The organism is Nonomuraea deserti, from assembly GCF_004348685.1.
GTDB classification, from domain to species: Bacteria; Actinomycetota; Actinomycetes; order Streptosporangiales; family Streptosporangiaceae; genus Nonomuraea; species Nonomuraea deserti.
Genome location: NZ_SMKO01000069.1, coordinates 1 through 21,141 on the forward strand (window position 1 = coordinate 1; position 21,141 = coordinate 21,141).

10 protein-coding genes and 1 pseudogene are annotated in these 21,141 nt (G+C 70.8%); 4 read left to right on the top strand and 7 right to left on the bottom strand.

Going from position 1 to position 21,141, the window contains the following annotated elements:
* The coding region (locus tag E1292_RS55010) for a LamG-like jellyroll fold domain-containing protein (protein WP_132597535.1) at positions 1–7,803 on the bottom strand (7,803 nt) is incomplete at its 3' end.
* A 492-nt stretch (positions 7,804–8,295) separates the two neighbouring features.
* Between E1292_RS55010 and E1292_RS24380 the strand changes: the two genes are divergently transcribed.
* From E1292_RS24380 to E1292_RS56140, 3 genes and pseudogenes are all read left to right on the top strand, one after another.
* Complete coding sequence (locus E1292_RS24380; protein ID WP_132597536.1) at positions 8,296–8,979, top strand: hypothetical protein; 684 nt, start codon at positions 8,296–8,298, stop codon at positions 8,977–8,979.
* 300 nt (positions 8,980–9,279) lie between these two features.
* On the top strand, positions 9,280–10,437 hold the full coding sequence (locus E1292_RS24385) for a beta propeller repeat protein (RefSeq protein WP_132597537.1): 1,158 nt from the start codon (positions 9,280–9,282) through the stop codon (positions 10,435–10,437).
* A gap of 37 nt (positions 10,438–10,474) precedes the next feature.
* Positions 10,475–10,581: pseudogene (locus E1292_RS56140) on the top strand (ISAzo13-like element transposase-related protein); the annotation flags it as partial.
* Positions 10,582–10,823: 242 nt separating this feature from the next.
* On the opposite strand, the gene E1292_RS24390 reads toward E1292_RS56140, so the two are convergent.
* Together E1292_RS24390 and E1292_RS24395 are read right to left on the bottom strand one after the other, a co-directional pair.
* Complete coding sequence (locus E1292_RS24390; RefSeq protein WP_165974711.1) at positions 10,824–14,132, bottom strand: AfsR/SARP family transcriptional regulator; 3,309 nt, start codon at positions 14,130–14,132, stop codon at positions 10,824–10,826.
* 125 nt (positions 14,133–14,257) lie between these two features.
* The gene (locus E1292_RS24395) at positions 14,258–15,184 is read right to left on the bottom strand and encodes an MBL fold metallo-hydrolase (RefSeq protein ID WP_220447040.1); all 927 of its coding nucleotides are present in this window, start codon (positions 15,182–15,184) and stop codon (positions 14,258–14,260) included.
* A gap of 426 nt (positions 15,185–15,610) precedes the next feature.
* Here E1292_RS24395 and E1292_RS24405 point away from each other — a divergent pair, with 426 nt between their 5' ends.
* Positions 15,611–16,102 carry a hypothetical protein gene (locus E1292_RS24405; RefSeq protein ID WP_132597539.1) on the top strand — a complete coding sequence of 164 codons (492 nt, stop codon included), beginning with the start codon at positions 15,611–15,613 and terminating at the stop codon, positions 16,100–16,102.
* A gap of 278 nt (positions 16,103–16,380) precedes the next feature.
* Here E1292_RS24405 and E1292_RS24410 read toward each other — a convergent pair whose 3' ends face one another.
* The 4 genes from E1292_RS24410 to E1292_RS24425 form a co-directional block, all read right to left on the bottom strand.
* Positions 16,381–16,896: a hypothetical protein gene (locus tag E1292_RS24410; RefSeq protein WP_220447041.1), complete on the bottom strand. Its 516-nt coding sequence runs from the start codon at positions 16,894–16,896 to the stop codon at positions 16,381–16,383.
* A 65-nt stretch (positions 16,897–16,961) separates the two neighbouring features.
* Positions 16,962–17,273 (bottom strand): hypothetical protein, encoded by a 312-nt coding sequence (locus E1292_RS24415; RefSeq protein ID WP_132597540.1) that lies wholly within the window; start codon positions 17,271–17,273, stop codon positions 16,962–16,964.
* Positions 17,254–17,721 (bottom strand): DUF4279 domain-containing protein, encoded by a 468-nt coding sequence (locus E1292_RS24420; protein ID WP_132597541.1) that lies wholly within the window; start codon positions 17,719–17,721, stop codon positions 17,254–17,256. Before E1292_RS24420 ends, E1292_RS24415 begins: the two co-directional genes overlap by 20 nt.
* A gap of 421 nt (positions 17,722–18,142) precedes the next feature.
* Positions 18,143–20,560, bottom strand: coding sequence for an AfsR/SARP family transcriptional regulator (locus E1292_RS24425; protein WP_132597542.1), 2,418 nt, complete (start codon positions 20,558–20,560; stop codon positions 18,143–18,145).
* Positions 20,561–21,141: the final 581 nt, after the last annotated feature.

Genomic DNA, 21,141 nt, shown 5'->3' on the forward strand with positions numbered 1-21,141 from the left:
TATAAGAGACAGACCGCCGCCTCCGGAGCCGTTGCCTCCGAAGCCGCCTCCGGGCGGGCCGTTGATGACGCCACCGCCAGAGCCGAGGGAGGGGTAGTCGAACGTAGGCGGCGTCAAGTCCGGGTCGTGGCATTCGGGACCGAAGGCGTAGACCCAGCAGGGAAGGTGCCCGGAGGGATCAACGGTGCCGAGGGGGTTGGCCAGGCCGTAGGCGTGGCGGTTGCCGGCGGTGGAGGGGATCTGCGGGATGGTCCAGGTGTCGCGGCTGGTGAACGCGCCGGTGCCGGGGTCGTACCACCGGGCGTGCATGTTGACCGCGCCTGTGGTGGGGTCGGTCCACTCGCCCTGGAAGCCGACACCGGGCGTCTCCCCCGACCCGCCGAGTTGGGCGCCGAAAGGGTCGAACGTGCGGGTGCCGGACGTCTCTGCGCCGCCGTAGCGGGCGGTGACGTCGCCGTGCAGGTCGGCGTACAGCAGCTTGCCGGTGGCGGTGGAATTGACGGCCTTGTCGGCGACCGGTTCGGCGCTGACGCCGCGGCTGGTCAGCCTCGTGCCGTCGGAGACGACGTCGTTGCCCAGGCCGCTGTACTTGTAGGCGGTGCCGTTGCGCTGGGCGATGCGTCCGAGGCTGTCGTAGGTGTACTGGGCCCCGTCCGAGGTGAGCTGGTCGAAGGCGTCGAAGGTGAGGTTGCGGTTTCCGGCGGTGGCGGTGGTGCCGCGTGGCCTGTAGGTGTAGTCGATCCCGTCGCCGGACAGGAGCTGGTTGCGTGCGTCGTAGGTGAAGGTGGTGGAGCCGGCCTTGGTGCGGTTGCCGGCGTCGTCCCATTCGTACGTCGTGGCGGTGCCGCTGGGCGGGGTCCAGGAGGTGAGCCGATTGGCGCCGTCGTATTGATAGGTATTGGGAGATTCCACCCCGTTCGTGATGGTCTTCTTCGAGGTGACGTTGTCGTCGCGGTCGTAGCGGTATTCGGTGCCCTGGATGATGCGCGACACCGCACCACCGGCGGTGTATTCCGTGATCTTGTCGCCGAGCAGGCGGCTCAACGAGTCGTAGGTCTTGACTCGCTTGACCAGGCCCGCCGTGCCGCGCTGGGTGGTGGAGAGAAGCCGGCCCGCCGAGTCGTACGCGAAGTCGACGGTGCTGCCGGACAGGCCGTCGGTGACGGAATTCGTGCGGCCCGCGCCGTCGTAGGTGTACGTCGAGTTCCCCGCCGCGTCGCCGCGCGTGGCGAGCCGGCTGTCGGCGGTGTAGGTGAAGGTGGCGTCGCCGGCCGGGCCGCGGGTGGTCAGCAGGTTGCCGCGGTCGTCGTAGGTCAGCTGGGTCGGCCCGCCCGGCCCGCCGAAGGAGGTGAGCCGCCCGCCCGGGTCGTAGCCGTACGTCTTGTCGGCGGTCGGCGCCTCCGCACCGGTGCCGCGCTGGACCCTGAGCCGGCTCTGGGCGTCGTACTCCGCGGTGAGGGTCACCCCGCCGGGGACGACGTGCCGTACCGGGTTGCCGGCCGCGTCGTAGGAGGTGGTCCAGGTCCGGTCAGGCGCGTTCGGGGTGGTGGCGGTGACCGGCTCGATCGTCGACTCCGGCAGTCCCCAGGACGTGAACGTGTAGTCGGTGGCGTGCCCGTTGCCGTCGACGAACCGGGTCCGGTTGCCGGCCGCGTCGTAGCCGAACGTGGTACGGATCGTCTTGGCGTCGCTGACCTCCTCCTCCTGGCTCACCAGGCGGTTCATCGCGTCGTAGGCGAGCGTGGTGGTCCGGCCCTCGGGCGAGGTGCTCGAGGTCAGGTTGCCGTTGGGGTCGTACGTCATCTGCCGGCGACGCTGTTCGACTCCCCACGGTTCCGTCACCTGCCCGGCCACGATGGCCTGGCCGAGCAGGTTGTAGCCGACGCGGGTCGTGGCCCCGGCCGGATCGGTGGAGGCGCGCAGGCGGCCCACGTTGTCGTAGGCGTAGGTGGTGGTCCGGCCGGTCGGGTCCTTGCTGGTGAGCCGCTCGCCGGCGGCGTTGAAGGTGCTGGTGGCGGTGCGACCCGTCGGGTCGGTCACCGCGGTCGGGTTGCCCGCGTCGTCGTAGCCGTACCTGGTGACGAAGTACGCCTGCGGCGCGCGTTCGACGGCGGTCTGGGTGATGCGCCGGCCCAGCTCGTCATAGGTGTACTCGACGGTGGCGCCGTTCGGGTCGACGACCGAGCGCGGCTCGCCGTTGCGGTCGTACCGGACTCTGGTGACGCTGGGCCGACCGTCGACCGCCGGCAGCGTCTCGGTCAGTGGCCGGCCGTGCGGGTCGAAGGTACGGGTGGTGGTCCGCTTCAGCGGGTCGATCACCGAGGTCTCGTTACCGAGAGCGTCGTATCCGATGAGCGTCTCGGCCCGGATCACCTGCCCGCCGGGCGGCGTGTAGTCGGGCCGCCGGACCGACGCCGCCTGCCCGAGCAGGTTGTAGCCGACCGTGGTGACCGCTCCGTTCGGATCCTTCAGGTGTGTGGGGTCGCCGAAGGTGTCGTAGCCGACGGTCGTCTGCGGCTTCACGCCGGCCTGCCGCTGCCCGGCCACCCAGGTCTCCACCTGCGGGCCGGTCTCGGTGACCAGCCGGCCGAGCGCGTCGTAGGTGAACGTCGTCGGGAGCCGCTTGCGGTCCACGTGCTCGATCACGAGGCCGCGCTCGTCGCGGTCGTACGTGGTGGACACCACGCTGCCCCCGTCGCCCTCGACCGCCTGGACGTCCGTGGCGACGACCATTCCGGCCGCGTCGTAGCGGTACTTGGTGGTCTCGACCCGGCCGGACAGGACGGTGCCGGTGCGATCGACGGCGACCGGCAGGCCGTCGGCGGCGCGGGTGTAGGCGGTGCTGCGGTTCAGCCCGGCCGGGTCGAGGGTCTGGGCGGCGAGATAGCCGGCGGTGTCGTAGGCCATCGTGGTGACCCGTCCGCCCGCGGCGATGATCTTCGTGACGTTGCCGGCCGGGTCGTACTCGCGCTGGTCGAGCAGCACGTCCTTGCGGCTGCCGTCGGCCTGCAGCACGTTCTTGCGCGTGGCGGTCGCCGGGAGGTCGTCGTCGTAGTAGGTGTAGCGGGTCTCCCGGCCCATCGCGTCCGCCTTGCCCGCCAGCCGTCCGGCGGCGTCGTACGTCCGGACCTCCAGGACCAGCGCCTGGGAAGTGGAGTCCTCGGGGTCGACGTTCGCGCCCACGGCCGTGCGGCGCAGCAGCCGGCCTTGGGTGTCGTAGTGGGTGATCCAGGTGGTGCCGGCCCGGTCGATGAACCGCTCCTCCAACCCGGCGTTGCGCAGCTCGCGCTTCTCCTGCCTGCCGTCGGGGAAGGTGGTGGCGACCAGCCTGTCGTGCGCGTCATAGGTGAAGCTCGTGGTGCGCGCCGGGTCTCCGCCGGTCGTGTCGCTTTCGGTGATCTGGGTGCGGTTGCCGTTGGCGTCATAGACGTAGCGGGTCCTCAGGGTGTGCTTCACCCCTGACACCGTGTTCGTCACCGAGGGCGAGGTCACCGTCTCGACCTCCGAGCGCGGCGTGTAGGTGTAGGTGGTCGTGCCCAACTCCTGCCCGGACGCCTTGAGCCGCGTCTGGCTGATCCGCCGGCCAATGCCGTCATGGGCGTAGCGGGTGCGCAGCCCGACCGGTGAGACCTCCTCGGCCAGGTCCCCGTTGCTCCGGTAGAGGTAACGGGTGGTCTGCTGGGCTCTGCGCCCGGTGTGCTCGATCAGCAGCCCCGGCGGAACCGTGCCGCCGCCGTCGGCCGACTCGCTGCCGAGGGAGTATTTCCAGGTCTCGACCGGGTTGGTAGTGGTGCCATTCGGCTTCGGATAGGTGACCGACAGGAGCCGCCCGACGGTGTCGTACCGGTACACCGTCCGGTAGGTGGCGTCATCGGGCCCGGACGACCGGGCGTCGGAGTCAGTGAGCTTGCGGTCGTTGCGCGGGTCGAGGGGGTTGCTCTTGTCCACGAAATACGTCGCGTACGACGTCTGGCACGAGTCGGCGGCCCGGCAGGTCGTGCGCGACAACACGTTGCCGCGGTCGTCGGTGGTGAACGTGATCCGGTGATCGAGCTCATCGACCTCGGCCGACCGGAACCCCGCGGTGTTGTACCCGTAGCTGCGGGTCCTGCCGCCATGGGTGCGCTTGGTCAGCCGGCCGCCGTGATCGGCGTCGAACTCGTAGACATAGTCCGGGTACGGCCCGTGCAACACCACCCGGCGCACCGCCTCGTTACGGCTGGGCGCGTCGAGGGTCCAGCTCCGCCCCGAGTGATCGGTGTAGCTCGTCACCCGGTCCGTGCCGGTGTCGTAGCTCAGCCGGGCGGCGATCCGGTCGTCCTGCGGCAGCGTCACCGTGGTCAGCTGCTGGACCTGCCGCGCCGCCGCGGCGTGCTGGGCGACCGCGGTCGAGCCGAGCGGATGCTGGTAGAGCGCGATCTCGTCGATGCTCCCGGCGAAGAACGAGTCGCCGCCGTTGCCCGACGGCCACCCGGTGGTCTTGCCCGCGCCGGCCACCAGGTACGGCATCTCATCGTGATCGATGAGACCCTTGATCGTGTCGTCCCGCTCCGGGTCGGCGTCGTCCTTCTGCGCCACGCCGTCGATGTACAGCTTCTGGGTGTCGATCGACCCGGACAGCACCACGTGGTGCCAGCGGCCGTCGTTGACATGGCCGTCGGAGATGATCTGCCGCTGGCCCTCGGGTTCGGGCACCCAGAATCCGCCACGCAGGTAGCCGTCCCGTCCGACGTACAACACCGGCGTCCACTGCTTGCTCGGTGTGGCCGAGCCGAAGGGCTGGTCGGCGTAGCTCATCAGCACGCCATCCGCGGTGGTCCTGAACCACAGCTCGACCGCGAGGGTCATCGTGCTGCTGGCCAGCTTGGCCGGTAGGTCGATCCGGCTGCTCGTCCCGTTGAACGCCGCGGCGCCGTCGGTGGTGCCGGCCAGCGCACCCGTGACGCCGAGCGTCACCGAGCGGTAGGTGCCCGCGTCCGCGCCCGGCGTACGGGCGGTGACGTTGGCCGCGCCGCCCGTGGTCGTCTCGCCGAGCCGCCAGTACGCCCGCGGGCTGTCGTCCACGGCCACCGACCGGTAGTGCGAACCCGCCTGATACGCGTACCGGGTGCAGTTCGGCGCCGCAGCCGGGTTGCACGCGCTGGTCAGCCGGTCACCTTCGTAGGTGTAGGTCCAGGCAAGCGACGGCTGGTCCGTGCTCACCCGGGTGACGTGCCCGCCGGTCCAGGTCAGGTCCAGCCGCCGACCGCTGGTCAGGTTGCGCACGCTGACCGGCCTGCCGTCCGGGCAGGCGGCCTCGTACTCCAGCTCCTGGACCAGGCCGCTCGGATCGGTGATCCGGTCCAGCTTGCCGCACGCGTAGAAGCGCCACTGGCTGCCGCTGGTGTCGCGCAGCGTGAACTTCGCGGTGCTCGTGTCATGGGCCAGGGTGAGGTTCTGCCCCATCGGCGGCGCGTACGTGCCGTCGTGGTTGCGGCCGAAGCGCACCTGGCGGCCCGTCGGGAGCGTCACCGTCACGTTGCCGGACCCGTCGTCGTCCTCCGACAGCTCGGTGTCCAGCCGCGACGCCCAGCCCTCGCCGAAGGCGTTGGTGTCACGCGGGTCGAGGCTGTTGTACGCGCGGGTGATGGTCAGATCCGGGCCGACGGTGGCCACCGACGCGTCAGTGCTGGTCATCCCGTAGTTGCCGACCTGCGGATCGAGCCCCGGCGCCGGTGCCCCCTGCGGGGTCCCGCCCAGATGGGAGGTGATCTCCGGCTGCGGCACCCGTGTGTTCAGCTGCAGCGGGCCGCGCCACTCACCGGCCGTCACATTGTCGTGCACCTGGACCCACCAGTAGTACGTCTGGCTCCAGCGCAGTTCGCCCGCCGGCGGCACCCACGTCGCGTTCGTCCAGTCCTGCGTCTGCGTGCAGTCGACCGGCGCCTCGGGGTTGCCCGCGCAGATCCGGAACTTGTACTTGAACCCGGTCCCCGGCCAGTTGTCGTCGTCGTGACCCTCCGCATACAGCGTCGGCCTGATCGAGTCGACCGCCGCGCCGCTGCCCGGCTGCTGGAAGCGGGTGGTCGGCGGGACATTGACCACCCGCAGGCTGAACGCCCCATGCGGCACGCCGTACTCTCGGTAGTCGACGCTGCCGTTGTACATCGTCATGGCCACCTGATACTCGCCCGGCGGCAGCGGCACGATGGGCACGCTCATCGCCACCGACGCGTTCGGGCCGGCGTTCCCCGGGACGTTGAACTTCGGCGAGGCGTGCACGACCTTGCTGCCCTGCTTGACGATGAAGCCGAACTTGTGCGGGCCGCTCGGCGTCCACGTCACCGCACCACGGTTACGCACCGTCGCCTTCAGCTGGCCCGCCCGATTCGCCGTCGGCAACGTCACCTCGTCCACCCGGTACTCGGCGCCCTGCGGGGAGTACTCGACGTCCAGGTACGGCACGCCCGCGCCGTTCTCGGCGGTGGCCTGCGCCGAGCCGAACCTCTTGTACGCCCCGGCGTCCCCCTCGTCGGTCGCACGCACCGACAGGCCGTGGAACGGCGCGCCGTGCGTCCAATCGGTGAGCACGTCCCGATCCAGCTCCAGCGGGAGGGCAGCCCTCGCCGCCGGGCATTCAGCCCGCCCGTACGCGAACGACCGCTGGCTCAGATGCTGCGCGAGGGGGGCACCCGGCCAGGTGGTCATCCGGGATCCGGACCAGGACGCGCCGACCGCGTACACGTCCACCGGCTTCGGGGTACACGTGGCGCTCTGCACGTTGTACAGGTTCAGCGCCGCACCGACGACGTACTGGTTGGGCAGGCTCCTGCCGAGCTCGGAGAAGTGCAGGTAGGCCGCGTGAACCCGCCCTGAGCTCTCCTTACCGATCTTGAGGAACTCCTCCCCGGAGTGATCGCCCGGCGCGCCGGTGGTAACGTAGGTGTCATCGCCGTCACCGTTGATCTGCGTCTTGAAGCTCAGGTTCGCCATGGCCGGGAACACCCGGCTGCTGTCGCGCAGCCAGTCCTCAGCCAGCTCCACCCGCAGCACCCAGGACGGGCCGGACTGCTGCAGCCGGTAACGCACGCCCTGGGAGGTCGTGGCCTTCTCGTCGCGCATCGACCCGGCGGGGACCAGCACCTTGACAACGCCTCCGGCATCGGACAACGCGAGGTCGCCGGTGGCCTCGTCCAGGACGGGGGTCAGGCCGCGTAATCGGAGATCGAAGTCGTACGAGGTCGGCGCGTCGGCGGAGTGCACCACGATGTTGCCCTTGAGCCCGGTCGCGGTGGCGCCGAGTCGGAGGTCGGTGTCCGGCCGTACACCGGTATAGCCGACCCGCTCGCCGGAGATCCGGCCGGGCGCGGCGGCCGCCCCGCGCAGCCCGAAGGCCACCTCGTGCGCGTCGTCCAGCGTCAAAGTGGCGAGGTTCCCGGCGGCGGCGGTGGCCGCGAAGCTGACCGGGGAGGGGACGAGCCGGGGCGCGATGCGCCCACCGGCGTCATGGGCCAGGTCGAGGTCGATCGGTGCCCAGCTCCCGTCCGTCCGTCGAGCCTGTACCGGCTCGCTGTACAGGCGGCGAGTGTGCGTCCCGTCCTCGTTCTGGTAGACGCGGGAGGTCGCGGAGCGCTGCTCGACCAGCTCCTTGCCGACCTCGACCACGTCCTCGCCCTGCGTCCGCTCGGCCGCGAGCATCCTCACGTTCGTCAACCGCTGCGGCGGCTGCGATGCGGGCGGATCGAGGGCCTGCACGGGCAGCCGGTCCGCGACCGCATGCTTGGGACGCTTCGGCTCACGCTCGGGGCTTCGCAGGCTCGTCACCGTGGAGCCGCCCGGGCGCAGGTCCTCCGCGGAGCCGGATAATTGCTCCGGCGCCTCACTCGCCGCGCCGGGCGGCGGCCCCTCCTCTGTGTTCCGGGTAACGGGTAGCTCCGCCGCCTGGACGGCGGGCGTCAACGTGAACAGGCAGACAACCGCAGTTACAGCACACCGCACCCGCATGGCGACAGCCCCACATCTCGAGTGACCAAAACCTCGCGTACCAGCGGTGTGGCTGATGACCGCTGCTGTACGTGAGCATGATGACCGGCGGGTGGCTTCTGTTCGGCTTCACCGGAGCGTCCATCCGCACCGCTGCCTGATTGCTTTCGCCATTCGTCGGTAATTTGGTGGACACCGAACCATCGATGCCCTAGACCTGCTTACCAGGACATACATGGACGATGTATCGGAACGTCGTGACCGGGAGACGGGAGTGCGACAGATCGAGTTCCGGTCGACCACTCGGCGAACCTGAACGCATCGGAACTGAACATGGCGGATCCGCTCGAACGCCTGCGCATGGAAGCGTCGCGCGACAACTACACCTCGATGGTCCGGCTGGCACAGGCGCTATACGGGAACGGGGCCGGGCCTCACGAGGTCCTGCACCAATGTTATGGGGTCCAATTTCCCGACGAGTTTCTCGTGATCGCCGAGGCTGACCCCGACCAACGTGACTGGCTACTCGGCTGGTTGACCCTTCTACCATGGAAGTTGGCCATTCCGCTGGCCCGCCGCCGCCCACTCGGGGCCGGCCGGATCCACGATATCGAGCGGGAGATTCACGGTCGGGATCCGGACCTGATTCCCCTCGTCCTCTGCAGGAGCTCCGTCAGTCATTTCGTCTGGGGGTTCGCCGGCTCGTGCCTCTGCTACCGGCTGAGCGAACTCGAGGCGGGACGGACGACCACATACCGTACCCACTCCAGTTATTCAAACGTCGACCCCCGCCCCGGCGCCGCGCCGGATGAGATCGTGCGATGTGGCGATTCCCTGCTGGCGGCCTTGCACCAGCACCACTCCGACGACCTCGCCGGAGTCAAGTGGGCTGAACGTGCATCGGCGCGCCAGAGCGGTGGCGGTTGGGCGGATGACGAAGACGTAGAAATGGCGCAATTGGTACTCGCGGACATTGAGGAGCTGCAGCGACGGGTCGCCGAGCACCAGAACGACTGACCAGCGTCGACTGGGCGGGACGCGCCGCAGGCCGCCTCGCTTCTCCAGTAGCCAGATGCCACCGTGTCGGCGATGACCACGCCAGCTTCGATGAGGACGTTGCCGGGGTCGCGATCAGCGGCATGTTTCTTGTCCGGTAAGTAGCCGACGAGAGTCCGGTGGTTGCCCTGGCCCCGTATCGGCGTCGCCTCAATACTTGCTGGGCCGGGCGGCCATCGCGCTCACTCATCAGCCGCCTTGCCTCATGCCAGGAGAAATGAGGTCGGGTACGTGCACCGGAACAGACGTTCATTCATCACCATGGCGGCGCTCGCTGCCATGGGCGGTCAGAGCCTGATCGCGGCCACACCCGCCGCCTCCGACACCGGCGAATGGGCGGTCCTGCCCACGCCGAGCCCCGGCACAGGCGACAACGAGTTACTATCCGTGTCGGGCAGCGCAGAAGACGACTTCTGGGCGGTCGGCAGGTACGAGACCAGTCCCGGAGGCCCCGTCAAACCCCTCTCCCTGCACTGGCACGGTTCCGGGTGGCACACGTTGCCCGTGCCGGTGCCGGCCGGGAAGGACCGGGTGGAGCTGACCGGCGTCATGTCGATCGCGCACGGTGACGCCTGGGCGGTGGGACACGCCGGCACGATGGCCGGCGACGACGAGACGGCGCTGATCCTGCGCTGGCGGACCGGTGGGTGGCAGACCGTGCCGAGCCCTGCTGTGGGCGACCCCGACACGCCGCACCGTCTGAAGGCGGTGGCCGCCTCCGGGACGAACGACGTGTGGGCGATCGGTGAGGCACGCCGGCTGGGCCGAACCAGGCCCGTGGTCCTGCATTGGGACGGCACGGCGTGGACGGTGGTACCGGTTCCCGAGCCGTCGGCGGGCGACACCGTGCTGTCCGCCGTGGCGGTGCGGTCGGCCACCGAGGCCTGGGCCGTCGGGCACACCTCCAGCGCGGTCGCCGGGCCCGCGGTGGAGCCGTACGTCTTGCGATGGAACGGGTCCACCTGGAGCCGCGTCCCCACGCCCAACGACGGCGACATCGGCCTGACGCTGTCCGCCGTCGCCGTCGGCCAGGCCGGTACGGTGATGGCCACCGGTGAGAAGCGCTGGCGCGCTGCGGACGGCAGCATCACCCGCAGGTCAGCGGTGCTCCGGTACAGCGGCACGGCGTGGCAGATCGTCCCCGTGCCCGCGTCGTACGTCTCCGCGGACGCCTCGATCAACAGCGTCGCCATCAGCCGCAAGGGCGAGATCTGGGTCGTCGGGCACAACCCGCGCGGGGAGTCCTTCGCGCAGTTCCATCCCAGCGACAACACCTGGCAGCTGCTGCAGGGCGCCAATTCGGGTCCCAACTACGGCCACACCTACATCTGGATCGTCGACCGCGTCTGGTGCGTCGGCTACCAGCAGGTGGGAGAGGTCAGGAGGACGTACTCCGAGTGGTCACCGATGCTGGGCTGACCGGGCCCGGCGGACGGGCCGACTTTCGCACCTGAGTCTGGGCAAGGCGGTGCCGTACGGCGTCTACGACCTGACCGCCAACGCGGGCTGGGTGAACGTGGCACCAACCACGACACCGCCACGTCCGCGGTGGAGTCCATTCGAGCCCCGCGCCGAGCGCAACGAGATCGGCTGGATCTTCCTCGCGCCCCGGGTCCGCGCGGCCTCCCCTACTGGGAGGAGGTCGCGGTCGAGTGCGCCGCCTGGCCCAGGGGCGCACCGGGCCGGGCGGGTGCGGTCGGGGCCTCATGGTGGTACCGGCCGTCCCGAACCCAGGACTGGCCGGTACCGCACTGCGCGAGAGCCGATCCGCTCCAGGACGTGCGCGGGCGACCGGCGTCGGCGATCTAGGGGTGCGCGAGGCCGGCGAGGTGGGCACTGATGCTCGCGGCATCGACCCCGCGCTCGTCGGTATGGTCGATGCCGAGCTTGGCCAGGATGGTCAGGGCCTCGGTCCAGTGGCCGCGGGCCTCGTCGGGCCGGCCGAGCGCGGCGCAGGCGTGGGCGAGGCCGTCGTGGGCGCGGGCCTGGTCGCTGGGATGGTCGAGCTCGGCGGCCAGGTCGAGCGCCTGGCGGTGGTCGTCGAGCGCCTGCTCGTGGTCACCGTGCTCGTGGTGGAGGCGGCCCATGCCGTGGATGGCCTCGAACTGCCAGTTGCGGCTGCCGATCTCGCGGGCGAGATCGGCAACCTGCTGGTAGCAGTCGCGGGCCTGCTCGTGCCGGCCTTGGAGCTGGTGCAGTTCGCCGAGCGCGGTCAGGCTGCTGAGCTCGCCGACCCGGTATCCCGTGCGCCCGGCGAGGTCGCGCGCCCGGACGAAGTAGTCGGCGGCCGGCTCCAGCTCGTCCCGGGCGAGGTGGATGTAGCCGAGGCCGGTCAGGGCCCGCGCCTCGGTGGTGTGGTGGCCGATCGACCTGGCGATGCCGAGTGCCTGCCTCAGGTGGTCGATGCTCTGCTGATGCTCGCCCATCACCCGGTCGACGTGGCCGGAGGCGATCAGCGCGTCCAGTTCGCCGGTGCGGTGGCCGATCTCGCGGGCGATGCCCAGCGCCTGTGTCAGGTGGTCGGCGGCGGGCCCGTAGTCGTCGCGTGAGAGATGGACGAGCCCGATGCCGTTCAGCGCGCGCAGTTCCCCGGCACGGTCGCCGATGGCGCGGGCCAGGACGAGGGCGGCCGAATGGTCGGCGAGCGCCGCGTCGTTCCGGCTCAGCATGTAGCGGATCTCGGCCAGCCCGATCAGCGCCTCCATCGCGCCCGCGCGGTCGCCGGTGGCGCGGGCGGCGGCCAGGGCCCGCTCGTGCAGAGTCTCGGCCTCGGCGTAGCGGCCCCGGGTACGCAGGCACCGGTGCAGGGTGGCCGACAGATGCCGGACGTGGTCGCGGAAGCCGTGCTCTGCAGCGAACCGCGCGAGCGACAGCAGGTTGGCCAGCTCCGACTCCAGCCAGTCGGCGGCGTCCGGCATCGCCGGCGCCCTGCCCCGATCGAGGCGCGGGCGCATGTCCGCTTCGTAGGGGTAGAGGCGGTCCATCGCCTCCGAGGCGGCGTGGCTGTAGTGGTCGAGCAGCCGGGTCAGCGCGGCGTGCCGGTCGGGCTCCGGCTCCTCGGCGCCGGCCCTCTCGGCGGCGTGGGCCCGGATCAGGTCGTGGAAGCGGTACCGTCCCGGCACCGGCTCCTGCTGGAGATGCACCTCAAGCAGCCGGTCCAGCAGGTCCGTCGCCTGCGCGAGGCTGGTGTCCAGCAGCGCCGCCGCCGCGTCGGGCGCGAGGTCGCCGCCCGGGTTCAGCCCCAAGAGCCGGTAGGCGCGCCGCTCGTCGAGGTCGAGTTCGCGATACGACAGGTCCAGCGCCGCGGCGACGCTGCGCTCGCCCGTCTGCAGTTCCTCCAGCCGGTGCCGGTGCTGCTCGAACCGCTCCATCAGGTGCTGGGCGGTCCACGACGGATGGGCCTTCAGCCGGGCCGCGGCCAGGCGGATCGCCAGCGGCAGCAGGCCGCACCGCCGCACCAGTTCCTCCAGGGCGTCGCGCGACTCGCCCGCCACCCGCTCCTGCCCGGCGGTCGCGGTGAACAGCGCGATCGCGTCCTCGATCGCGAGCACGTCCAGCGACACGACGGACGCGCCGTCCAGGCCGACCAGCCGCCGCCGGCTGGTGACCAGCACCAGGCAGCCGCCCGCGCCCGGCAGCAGCGGGCGCACCTGCGCCTCGTCGGCGGCGTTGTCCAGCACGATCAGCATCCGCCGCTCGGCCAGCACGCTGCGGTACAGCGCGGCCCGGTCGTCCAGGCGCTGCGGGATCGACTCCCCCGGCACGCCCAGCGCGGCCAGCAGGCGGGCGAGGGTGTCCGCCGGGTCGGCCGGGGCCATCCCGCGGGTGAAGCCGTGCAGGTCGACGAAGAGGTTCCCGTCGGGGAAGCGGGGAGCGATCCGATGGGCGGCATGGACGGCCAGCGCGGTCTTGCCGACGCCCGCCATGCCGTCGATGGCGGAGATGACCACCGTGGTGGCGCCCTCCCTGCCATCCCTGTCCGCTGCGTCCGCCGTGTCCTCCACCTCTCCGAGGCCGGCGAGTTCGCGGGTCCGGCCGACGAACGTGCCCACGTCGGCCGGCAACTGCCGCGGCGTCACCCGCATCGGCGGCGGAGCTTGCGGGCTCGTGCCCGTGGCCTGCGCCCAGACCGACAGCTCCGCGGGGCTCAGGTCCAGCGCCTGCGCCAGGAGCTCCATCGAGGCGTTGCGCGGGCGGTGCAGCTCGCCGGTCTCCAGCCGGCGGATGGTGCGTACGTTGAGGCCGGTCCGCTCCGCCAGTTGCGCCTGCGTCAGCAGCGCCCGCTCCCGCCAGGCGCGGAGCAACGTGCTCAACCCGGGCTCCGCGTCGGCGGGGTCGTCGCGCGGCTCGTCGATCGGGCGCTGCTGGGTGAGGATGCGCTGGTGAAGCTCGCGCAGTTCGTGGTTGGGGTCGATGCCCAGTTCCTCCTTCAGCAGGCGGGAGACGGTGCGGTAGGTGTCGAGCGCTTCCGAGTGGCGTCCGATGCGGTGCAGGGCGGTCATGAGCTGGGCCCAGAACCGTTCCCGCAGGGGGTGGTCGCTGGTCAGGGCCCGCAGCTCGGGCACGAGCGCGGCGCTCGCGCCCAGGCGGAGGTCCAGGTCCAGGCGGCGTTCGATGGTGTGCAGACGCTGCTCGACCAGGGGCGGGACGTCGATCTGGTGCAGCGCGTCCGATTCGACGTCGGCACACAGGGGGCCGTTCCACAGGGCGAGCGCTTCGTGGAGGAGGCGTCTTTCCAGCTCGGGGGTCCGCGCGTCGGCGGCCTGCTGGACCAGCCGCTGGAACTCCAGCAGGTCGAGCTGGCCGGGCTCCAGCCGGGCGAGGTAGCCGCCGGGCTCGGTGCGAATCACCTCGCTCAGGCCCAGGGACTGCCGCAGGCGCACGATGTTGGTCTGCAGGACCCGGCGGGGGTTGCGCGGCGGGTTCGGGCCCCACAGCCGTCCGGCGAGCTGGTCGGGTGGGACGGCCTGGTTGGGGCGGAGCAGAAGCGCCGCCAGCAGGATCCGGATCTTGCCGCCCGGTACCGGCACCTTCGCCCCGTCGCGGGCCATCGACAGGGGGCCGAGCACCGAGAACCGTACGGGCTTCACTACGGCTCGGTCGTTGCGTCGCATATGAGGCGATCCTTTCGCCTTCACCGGCCGCGCGGGCAGGGGACAGCGCAGATGTCCGGCAAATGTCCTGTCGCCCTGCTCGCGATCCGTGCACATGGCGCCGGGCAAGCGGGTGACGCACCCCCTCAGTGCTGGTGCTGCTCCGGCAGGTAGCTGTCGGCGTGCGCCCAGACCAGCACGTTGGCCAGGCCCTCCCGCTCGAAGAAGGCGATCACCTCCCGGTCCGAGTGGCGCAGGCTGAAATGGGTCAGGACGAACAGGGTGTCCGGATGCGCCACCACGAACGGCCGTAACCGGCTCCACACGGTGTGGCCGACCCGCCGGGCGCGGTCGAGTTCGGCGTCGTCCAGGTACGTGCACTCGGTGATGATCACTGGGTAGTCGAACAACCAGGGGCTGCGTCCCAGGGCGTCGGCGTGGGTGTCGCCGAGGTAGGCGAACAGCGGACGCCGCACCTGCCGGTCCACCGCGCCGCCCTGCCGGCGCCTGTCCGCGACGAGGCGGCCGAACGCGTCCGGGGCGAGGGTGGCCTTCAGCTCCTGAAGTTTCGGGACGAGGGCCCGCCGGTTCTCCGCGACCGCGTAGCCGACGCTGGCCACCTTGTGCTCGGTCCGCACCACCCGCACCACGTGGGAGCCGCGCTTGCCGAACGCGAACTCCTCGCCCGGCCGCACGCCGTGCACCCGGGCCCCCGCCGCCAGAGCCGGGTCGAAAGCGGCGACCTGGTTCAGCTCGGTGGTGGCGCGCAGGTAGGCACGCACGTACGGCAACGACGGCTCGGGCACGTAGATGTCGATCCCGCTCTCGCGCGTGGCGAGGAAGTCGAGGTCCTTCGCGTGGTCCAGATGCGTGTGCGTCAGCAGCACCGTGTCCACCTGACGGCCCTCGGCCAGCCCGGCGTCGAGGGCCAGCTTCAACTCCGGGACGTGGAAGAACGTCTTGTCGTTGGCCCGCGAGTAGCCGATCAGGCTCAGCCGGTCGCCCGGCAGCCGCCACGTCTTCCACTGCCGGAACGGGTGCCCGCGCTCCAGCCGCTCGGGAAAGTCGATCACGGCGACGAAGATACTCGTCCGGCTCCGAACCCCCGCGGTTTTCCGGACTGGCTCGGCCCAAGGGCGCGCGCACGTGTGGAAGGCCTTCGGCAGGCTCAGCATCACCGTGCACGAGCACACCGCCGTGACCGAGGCCGACTACGTCACCACCGCCGACGGCATGCCCATCCCGGCCGCGGTCCCAGGGCGACGGGCCCCGGCGACAAGCCGCTGCGGATGTCGTGCGCCTGTGGCAGGCCGCCGACGCGATCGCGGCCCCGCCACCCGAGCCCGGGCCACCGCTGTCGGGACCGCCGCGGGGACCGGACTTTGACCGGACATTCTCCGGTCTTTCCTCAAGATCGGGCGCATATTTCGGTCCAAGAAGAGAAACGTCGCTAGAGTTCCCTGCCGTATATCGCTCTATCCGACAAGGAAAGACGAACCATGAGGAATTTGCTGATAGCGAGCACGCTGGCCGCCGCGGCCGCCATCGTCGGAGTCGGCGCGCCCGCCGCTCAGGCGGAGGCCAAGGCCGTTCCGCTGGTGCGTTACTTCGACGGGCTCAAGCACTATGTCACCAGCGGCGCCCGGCCCGGCCCGAAATATCGTGAAGAAGGGCGGGTGCCCATTCTCAGCAGGAAAGAGCCGGGCACCAGGGCCATCTACGGCTGCCTCGCCGGAAACGCGACGCGCGACCAATTCCTGACCGGCGCGGCCGACTGCGAGAACAGCGTCAACCCCTCGGCCAAGCGGCACATCAAGCTGCGCACCGAGGGTTATCTCTTCACCAGCCCCGGCCCCAACAGAAGAGCGCTGTACCGCTGCTACGTCCCGCACACGCAGAGCCACTTCGTCTCGCTGAAGTCCGACTGTGAGTCGAACCCGCCCACCTCGAAGGTGAACAAGGAGTTCGTCCTCGGGTACTTCCCCTCCTAGGGCCGAGCCTCCCGGGGACTCCGTGGCGCCCAGGTGCTCTCGACCTCGACCACTTGGGCGCGCAGCCCTATCCCGCCGGCCGCTCCACCAGCGACCGTGGGATCTCCACCTGCCCGTCGAGCGACGGATGCACCCCGTCGGCCCCTGCAGCTCCGGCGTCGCGGCGACCCGCTCCTCGAAGACCGGCGCACACCCATCGCGGATGACCTGCTGGCGCAGGTGGCGGGACTGGCACAGGCCGGGGTGTGGGACAGGGCTCGCGAGCAGCTGATGAGAGGTCAACGATCGGATCCAACCGCCGAGAGGTCCCCAACGGCGTCGGCGTAGTAGGTCGAGCCGGCCAGGTGGAACACGATCTGCCGGAATGTCCAGCCCGCACCGGGCGATCGGTCGAGCTGGTCCGGAGTGAGTTTGGTCAGTCGGCTGGCCCAGATCTGGCTGAGCCGGGTGAGTCGGCTCCTGGCCTCGGCCAGGTCCTGGTCAGTGAAGGGCGCCAGATCGGCAGGTGTTGTGCTCGCCGACGCGTGCCAGCGATCAGGGATCGTGGGGTTGCCGGCCAGCCGTGCCTCCACCTCGGCGAGGTGATCGATGAGGTGATCGGTGACTCGGCGGATCGCCTTGTGCGGGGTGTAGATCCGCTCATCGGCGCGCACCGGGCGACCGTCCCATGCTGTCCAGGTCGCCGCCAGGTCGAGTACGTGGTCGATCATCAACGTCACGACCAGCGCCGGTTCGCGATCATCAGTGGTCGGAATCTCATCGGGCATGCTCGGCCTCCGGCTCAGTGCGTTCACGACCGGGCAGGGCACACTCACTGACCCCAACCCGGCGGAGGCCGACAACGGCTCCGGAACGCAACCTAGGCTTCAGACATCTCGACGGGCATCGAAGCATGAATGCACTTCGAGCAGGCCATGAAGAACCCGGTGCTACGTGACCTCCTCACCACCCGCAAGATCCTTTGCCTGCCATCACCGCCCGCCGCGTCGCCGTGGCGCAGATCGCCCTCATCGACCCGCTCAGCATCGAGATCGACACGATCGGAAAGGAGCTCGAGCCGCTGGTTCAGGCCCGCCTTCCAGGCCTGATGGCGATCGTCGGCGTGAACGCGGTGACCGCCGCCGAGCTCCTGGGAGAGATCGGCGGGCCTCCTAACCGTATTCATCCACATCGAGCTCGGCTCCGGTCGAAGCCAAGAACCGCACCACTCGGCCGTCCACGTGCCAGCCCAGCAGTTGATGTTGTCCCGGTATCTTCTCTAGGGCCGGGTCCGGCGAGCGCAGGTCCTCCACCTCGCCCTCCTCGTCGTCGAAGTAGCGAACGACCTGCAATACGGCACATGAACCGGTGCGGCCGAGGTGCAGCTCCTCCACCAGCCCGCCGATGGCCTCGCCGAACGGCTCCAGCCGGTCGACCACACGAGAGATCATTTCATCGACGGTCAGCCCCGGATCACGGCACGTGATCTTCCAGGCATGCACGGCCGGACGGAGCGGCCGCAGGCTCCTGCTCCCTTGGATCATGACTTCGTCCGGGTCCAAGCCGATCCGCGCCGACATCTCCGCAGCCGAGAGGATGTCGCTTCTCATGACGAAGTAGACGTACTGACGGACGCGCACACGACGACCCTAACGATCCACAGGCTGATCACGCTCGGCGCAGGAGCGTCAGGTGGCCTTGCAGCGGGCGCTGATCCTGCGGACGGACGGCGACGTGCCGCGGGCGAAGATGGCGCGGCGGAACGCACGCCGGCCGAGGAGGACGGCAGCGTCGCGGTGATCGGGTGCTCCTCCAGCCGGTATTTCGCCTCCGGCTTCCGCCGCTACATGGCCTGTTCCAGGTGGCGGGCGGCGGGTTCGAGCCGTCCCCGCCCAGGCAGCGCGCGCACTTCGCTGGTGCGGTGCCCTCAGGAGCGCCTCCATCTCACCGGCGCTGTCGGCGGCGCCGCGGGCGCTGGAGGAGGGTGACGACCTCACCGTAGCGGCCCGGGGTGGGCAGGCATCGGTGCGAGGTGGACGACAGGTGCCGGATGTGGCCGGGTTAGCCGTGCTCGGCCGCGTACCGGGCGAGGACGAGCAGGTTGGGCAGCTCGTCCTCCAGCCATTGGCCCGCGTCGCGGATCGCGGGGGCCGGCTCCTGTCCTTGGGGCGGGGCCGGCCGGATGGCGGCTTCGTAGGGGTGGAGGCGGTCCATCGCCGCCGACGCCCCGAGGCTGTAGTGATCCAGCAGCCGTGACAGCGCCGCATGACGGCCGGCCTCGGATTCCCGCGCGGAGGCCTCGTCGGCGGCGTGCGCGCGGATCAGGCCGTGGAAGCGGTAGCGTCCGGGCGCGGGCTCCTGCAGCAGGTGGACCTCCATCAGCCGCTCCAGCAGCACCGAGGCACGTGCGGCGGTCGTGCCCAGGAGGGCGGCGGCCGCCTCCGGGGTGACGTCCACACCGGCGTGCAGGCCCAGCAGGCGATAGGCGCGCCGTTCGACGGTGGGAAGGGCGCGGTAGGACGACTCCAGGGCCGCGCTGACGCTGCGCTGTCCGGCGTGCAACCCGCTCAGCCCACGCCGCTGCCGGCCGAGCCGTTCCAGCAGGTCACGCACGCTCCAGGAGGGATGGGCCGCCAGCCGGGCAGCGGCCAGGCGGATGGCCAGCGGCAGCAGCCCGCACCGCCGCACCACCTGAGCCAGATCCTCCGCCGTTGTGCCCGCCAGGCGCCGTGGTCCGGCCAGGGCGGCGAACAACGCGACCGCGTCGGCCTGCGGCAGGACGTCCACCGACACCGTGGCGGCCCCGTCCAGGCCGACCAGCCGCCGCCGGCTGGTGATCAGGACGAGACAGCCGCCCTCACCGGGCAGCAGCGGCCGCACCTGCGCCTCATCGGCGGCGTTGTCCAGCAGGATCAGCATCCTCCTGCCGGCCAGCACGCTGCGGTACAGGGCCGCCCGGTCGTCGAGATGCTCGGGGATCGGCTGGCCCGCGACCCCCAGCACCTCCAGCATCCGGACGAGAACGTCGGCCGGATCGGCCGGAGCCACGCCGTAGGCGTGACCGTGCAGATCGACGAAGAGATTGCCGTCGGGGAAACGCCCGGCCAGCTCGTGAGCGGCATGTACCGCCAGCGCGGTCTTCCCCACCCCGGCCATCCCCTCGATGGTCGTGACCATTCCCGCGGTCGCGTCATCGACCTGGAGCAGCGCGGCCAGCTCCGGCTGCCGGCCGGTGAAAGAGCCCACGTCGGCGGGCAGCTGCCGCGGCGTCACCGTCATCAGGCCGGCGCCGTTGGCGTTCCACCGCGCCGCGGGCTCGGGCAGCCGACCGGCGGGAGAACCCGCGCCGGCCGGCGAAGAGCGCAGGTGCGGCGGGCGTGAGCGGCCGTCGGGCGAGAGCGTCGTGGGCACCCGCGGGGGCGCCACTTCCACCAGGCAAGGGCCGTCGCCGCTCCCCCGCGCGGCCCGCACCAGAATTGCCGACTCCGCGTCGTCCAGGCCCAGCGCCTCGGCCAGCCGCCGGACCGAGGCGATCCGCGGCCGGCGCAGCTCACCGGCCTCCAGCCTGCGGATGGTCCGGACGGCGAGCCATGCCCGCCCCGCCAGCCGCTCCTGCGTCAGCAGAGCCCGCCTGCGCCAGGTCCGCACCAACGCCCCCAGCGCGGGTTCCTCCTCGCGCGGGACCTGCGCCTGGACGGGTCCGTCCTCGATCGCCGGAGCGTGCGTGAGGGAACGCGTCGCAGGCAGATGCTCCTGGTTGAGGATGGCCTGGTGCAGCCGATGCAGGTCGGCGCTGGGGCCGATGCCGAGTTCCTCCTTGAGCAGGCGAGTGACGGCCCGGTAGGCGCCGAGCGCCTCGGCCTGCCGGCCGGTCCGGTAAAGGGTGGTCATGAGCTGGGCCCACAGGCGCTCCCGAAGCGGGTGTTCTCCTGTCAGCGCCCGCAACTCCGCGACCAGCGCGGCGTCGGCTCCCAGCTCGAGGTCGAGGGCGATGCGGCGTTCGAGGCCACGCAGGCGCTGCTCGGTGAGAGGGGGGACGTCGATATGGTGCAGGGTGTCCGATTCGACGTCGGCGCACGCCGGTCCCGCCCACAGGTCGAGCGCGTCGTGCAGGAAGTGCTTCTCCAGCAGCGGGTTCGCCGTCGCGGCCGCCCGCCGCATCAGCTGCTGGAACTCGAGCAGGTCCAGCTGGTCGGGCTCCAGACGGACCATGTAGCCACCCGCCTCCGTCCGGATCACCTCGCTCAGCTCCAGGGACTGCCGCAGGCGCACGATGTTGGTCTGCAGGACCCTGCGCGGATTACGCGGCCGCTGCTGGGCCCACAGGCGTTCGGAGAGCTGGTCGAAAGTGACGAACTGGTTGGGCCGCAGCAGGAGCGCGGCGAGCAGGACCCGGACCTTACCCCCTGGGATGGGGCATCTCGTGCCGCCCCGCGTCATCGTCAGGGGGCCGAGCACCGAGAACCGGAGCGCGGTCATGACACCTCACCTCCCGCACCCGCCCCGGCACGACGGTCACCGCCGCTGCGCCGGCCACCGCGATCGACGCGGCGGCTCACCGCGTCCGGGCGGAGACCCCGGGCGGGCCGGGCAGGTGGGCGAACGCGCGGACCGGCCGTTCGTGGCGCGGCCGCGGGCCGGTGGCTGTGAATCGTGTGCTTCCTCATCGTTCTCATCGTTCTCATCAGTGGCTCAGCTGCATAGGTGACGATGCTCCGTGCGCTTTCCCGGCCGCGGCCGGCGAGCGCCGGGCCACGTGCGCGTGCCCGTGGCCCCGCAACACGTCGTCCGCATCCGGGGTCACGGCCTTCCTGAGAACCGGCGGCACCATTTCGCCGGACATGCCCTCCGGAGCCGGCGACACGAGGTCACCATGCTGCTGTTTCACATGTACTTCAGCCCCGCGGCCGCTCATGAGGCGGTTCGTGCTGCGGTTCGTGCTGCGGGGGCCACCGAGATGTCGTGACGGTTCGCCCGGAGCCGGAGCACGCCCCTGTCTCGCCTGGCCTACGCGGGTCCACCACCCGGCAGAGCCGGGCCACCGATTGCCACTGAAATGC

Bases quoted from the DNA above. Each gene is read 5' to 3' on its own strand.
- E1292_RS24380 (WP_132597536.1), top strand. From the start codon at position 8,296: ATGGCGGATCCGCTCGAACGCCTGCGCATGGAAGCGTCGCGCGACAAC.
- E1292_RS24385 (WP_132597537.1), top strand. From the start codon at position 9,280: ATGGCGGCGCTCGCTGCCATGGGCGGTCAGAGCCTGATCGCGGCCACA.
- E1292_RS24390 (WP_165974711.1), bottom strand. From the start codon at position 14,132: ATGCGACGCAACGACCGAGCCGTAGTGAAGCCCGTACGGTTCTCGGTG.
- E1292_RS24405 (WP_132597539.1), top strand. From the start codon at position 15,611: ATGAGGAATTTGCTGATAGCGAGCACGCTGGCCGCCGCGGCCGCCATC.
- E1292_RS24415 (WP_132597540.1), bottom strand. From the start codon at position 17,273: ATGTGGATGAATACGGTTAGGAGGCCCGCCGATCTCTCCCAGGAGCTC.
- E1292_RS24425 (WP_132597542.1), bottom strand. From the start codon at position 20,560: ATGACCGCGCTCCGGTTCTCGGTGCTCGGCCCCCTGACGATGACGCGG.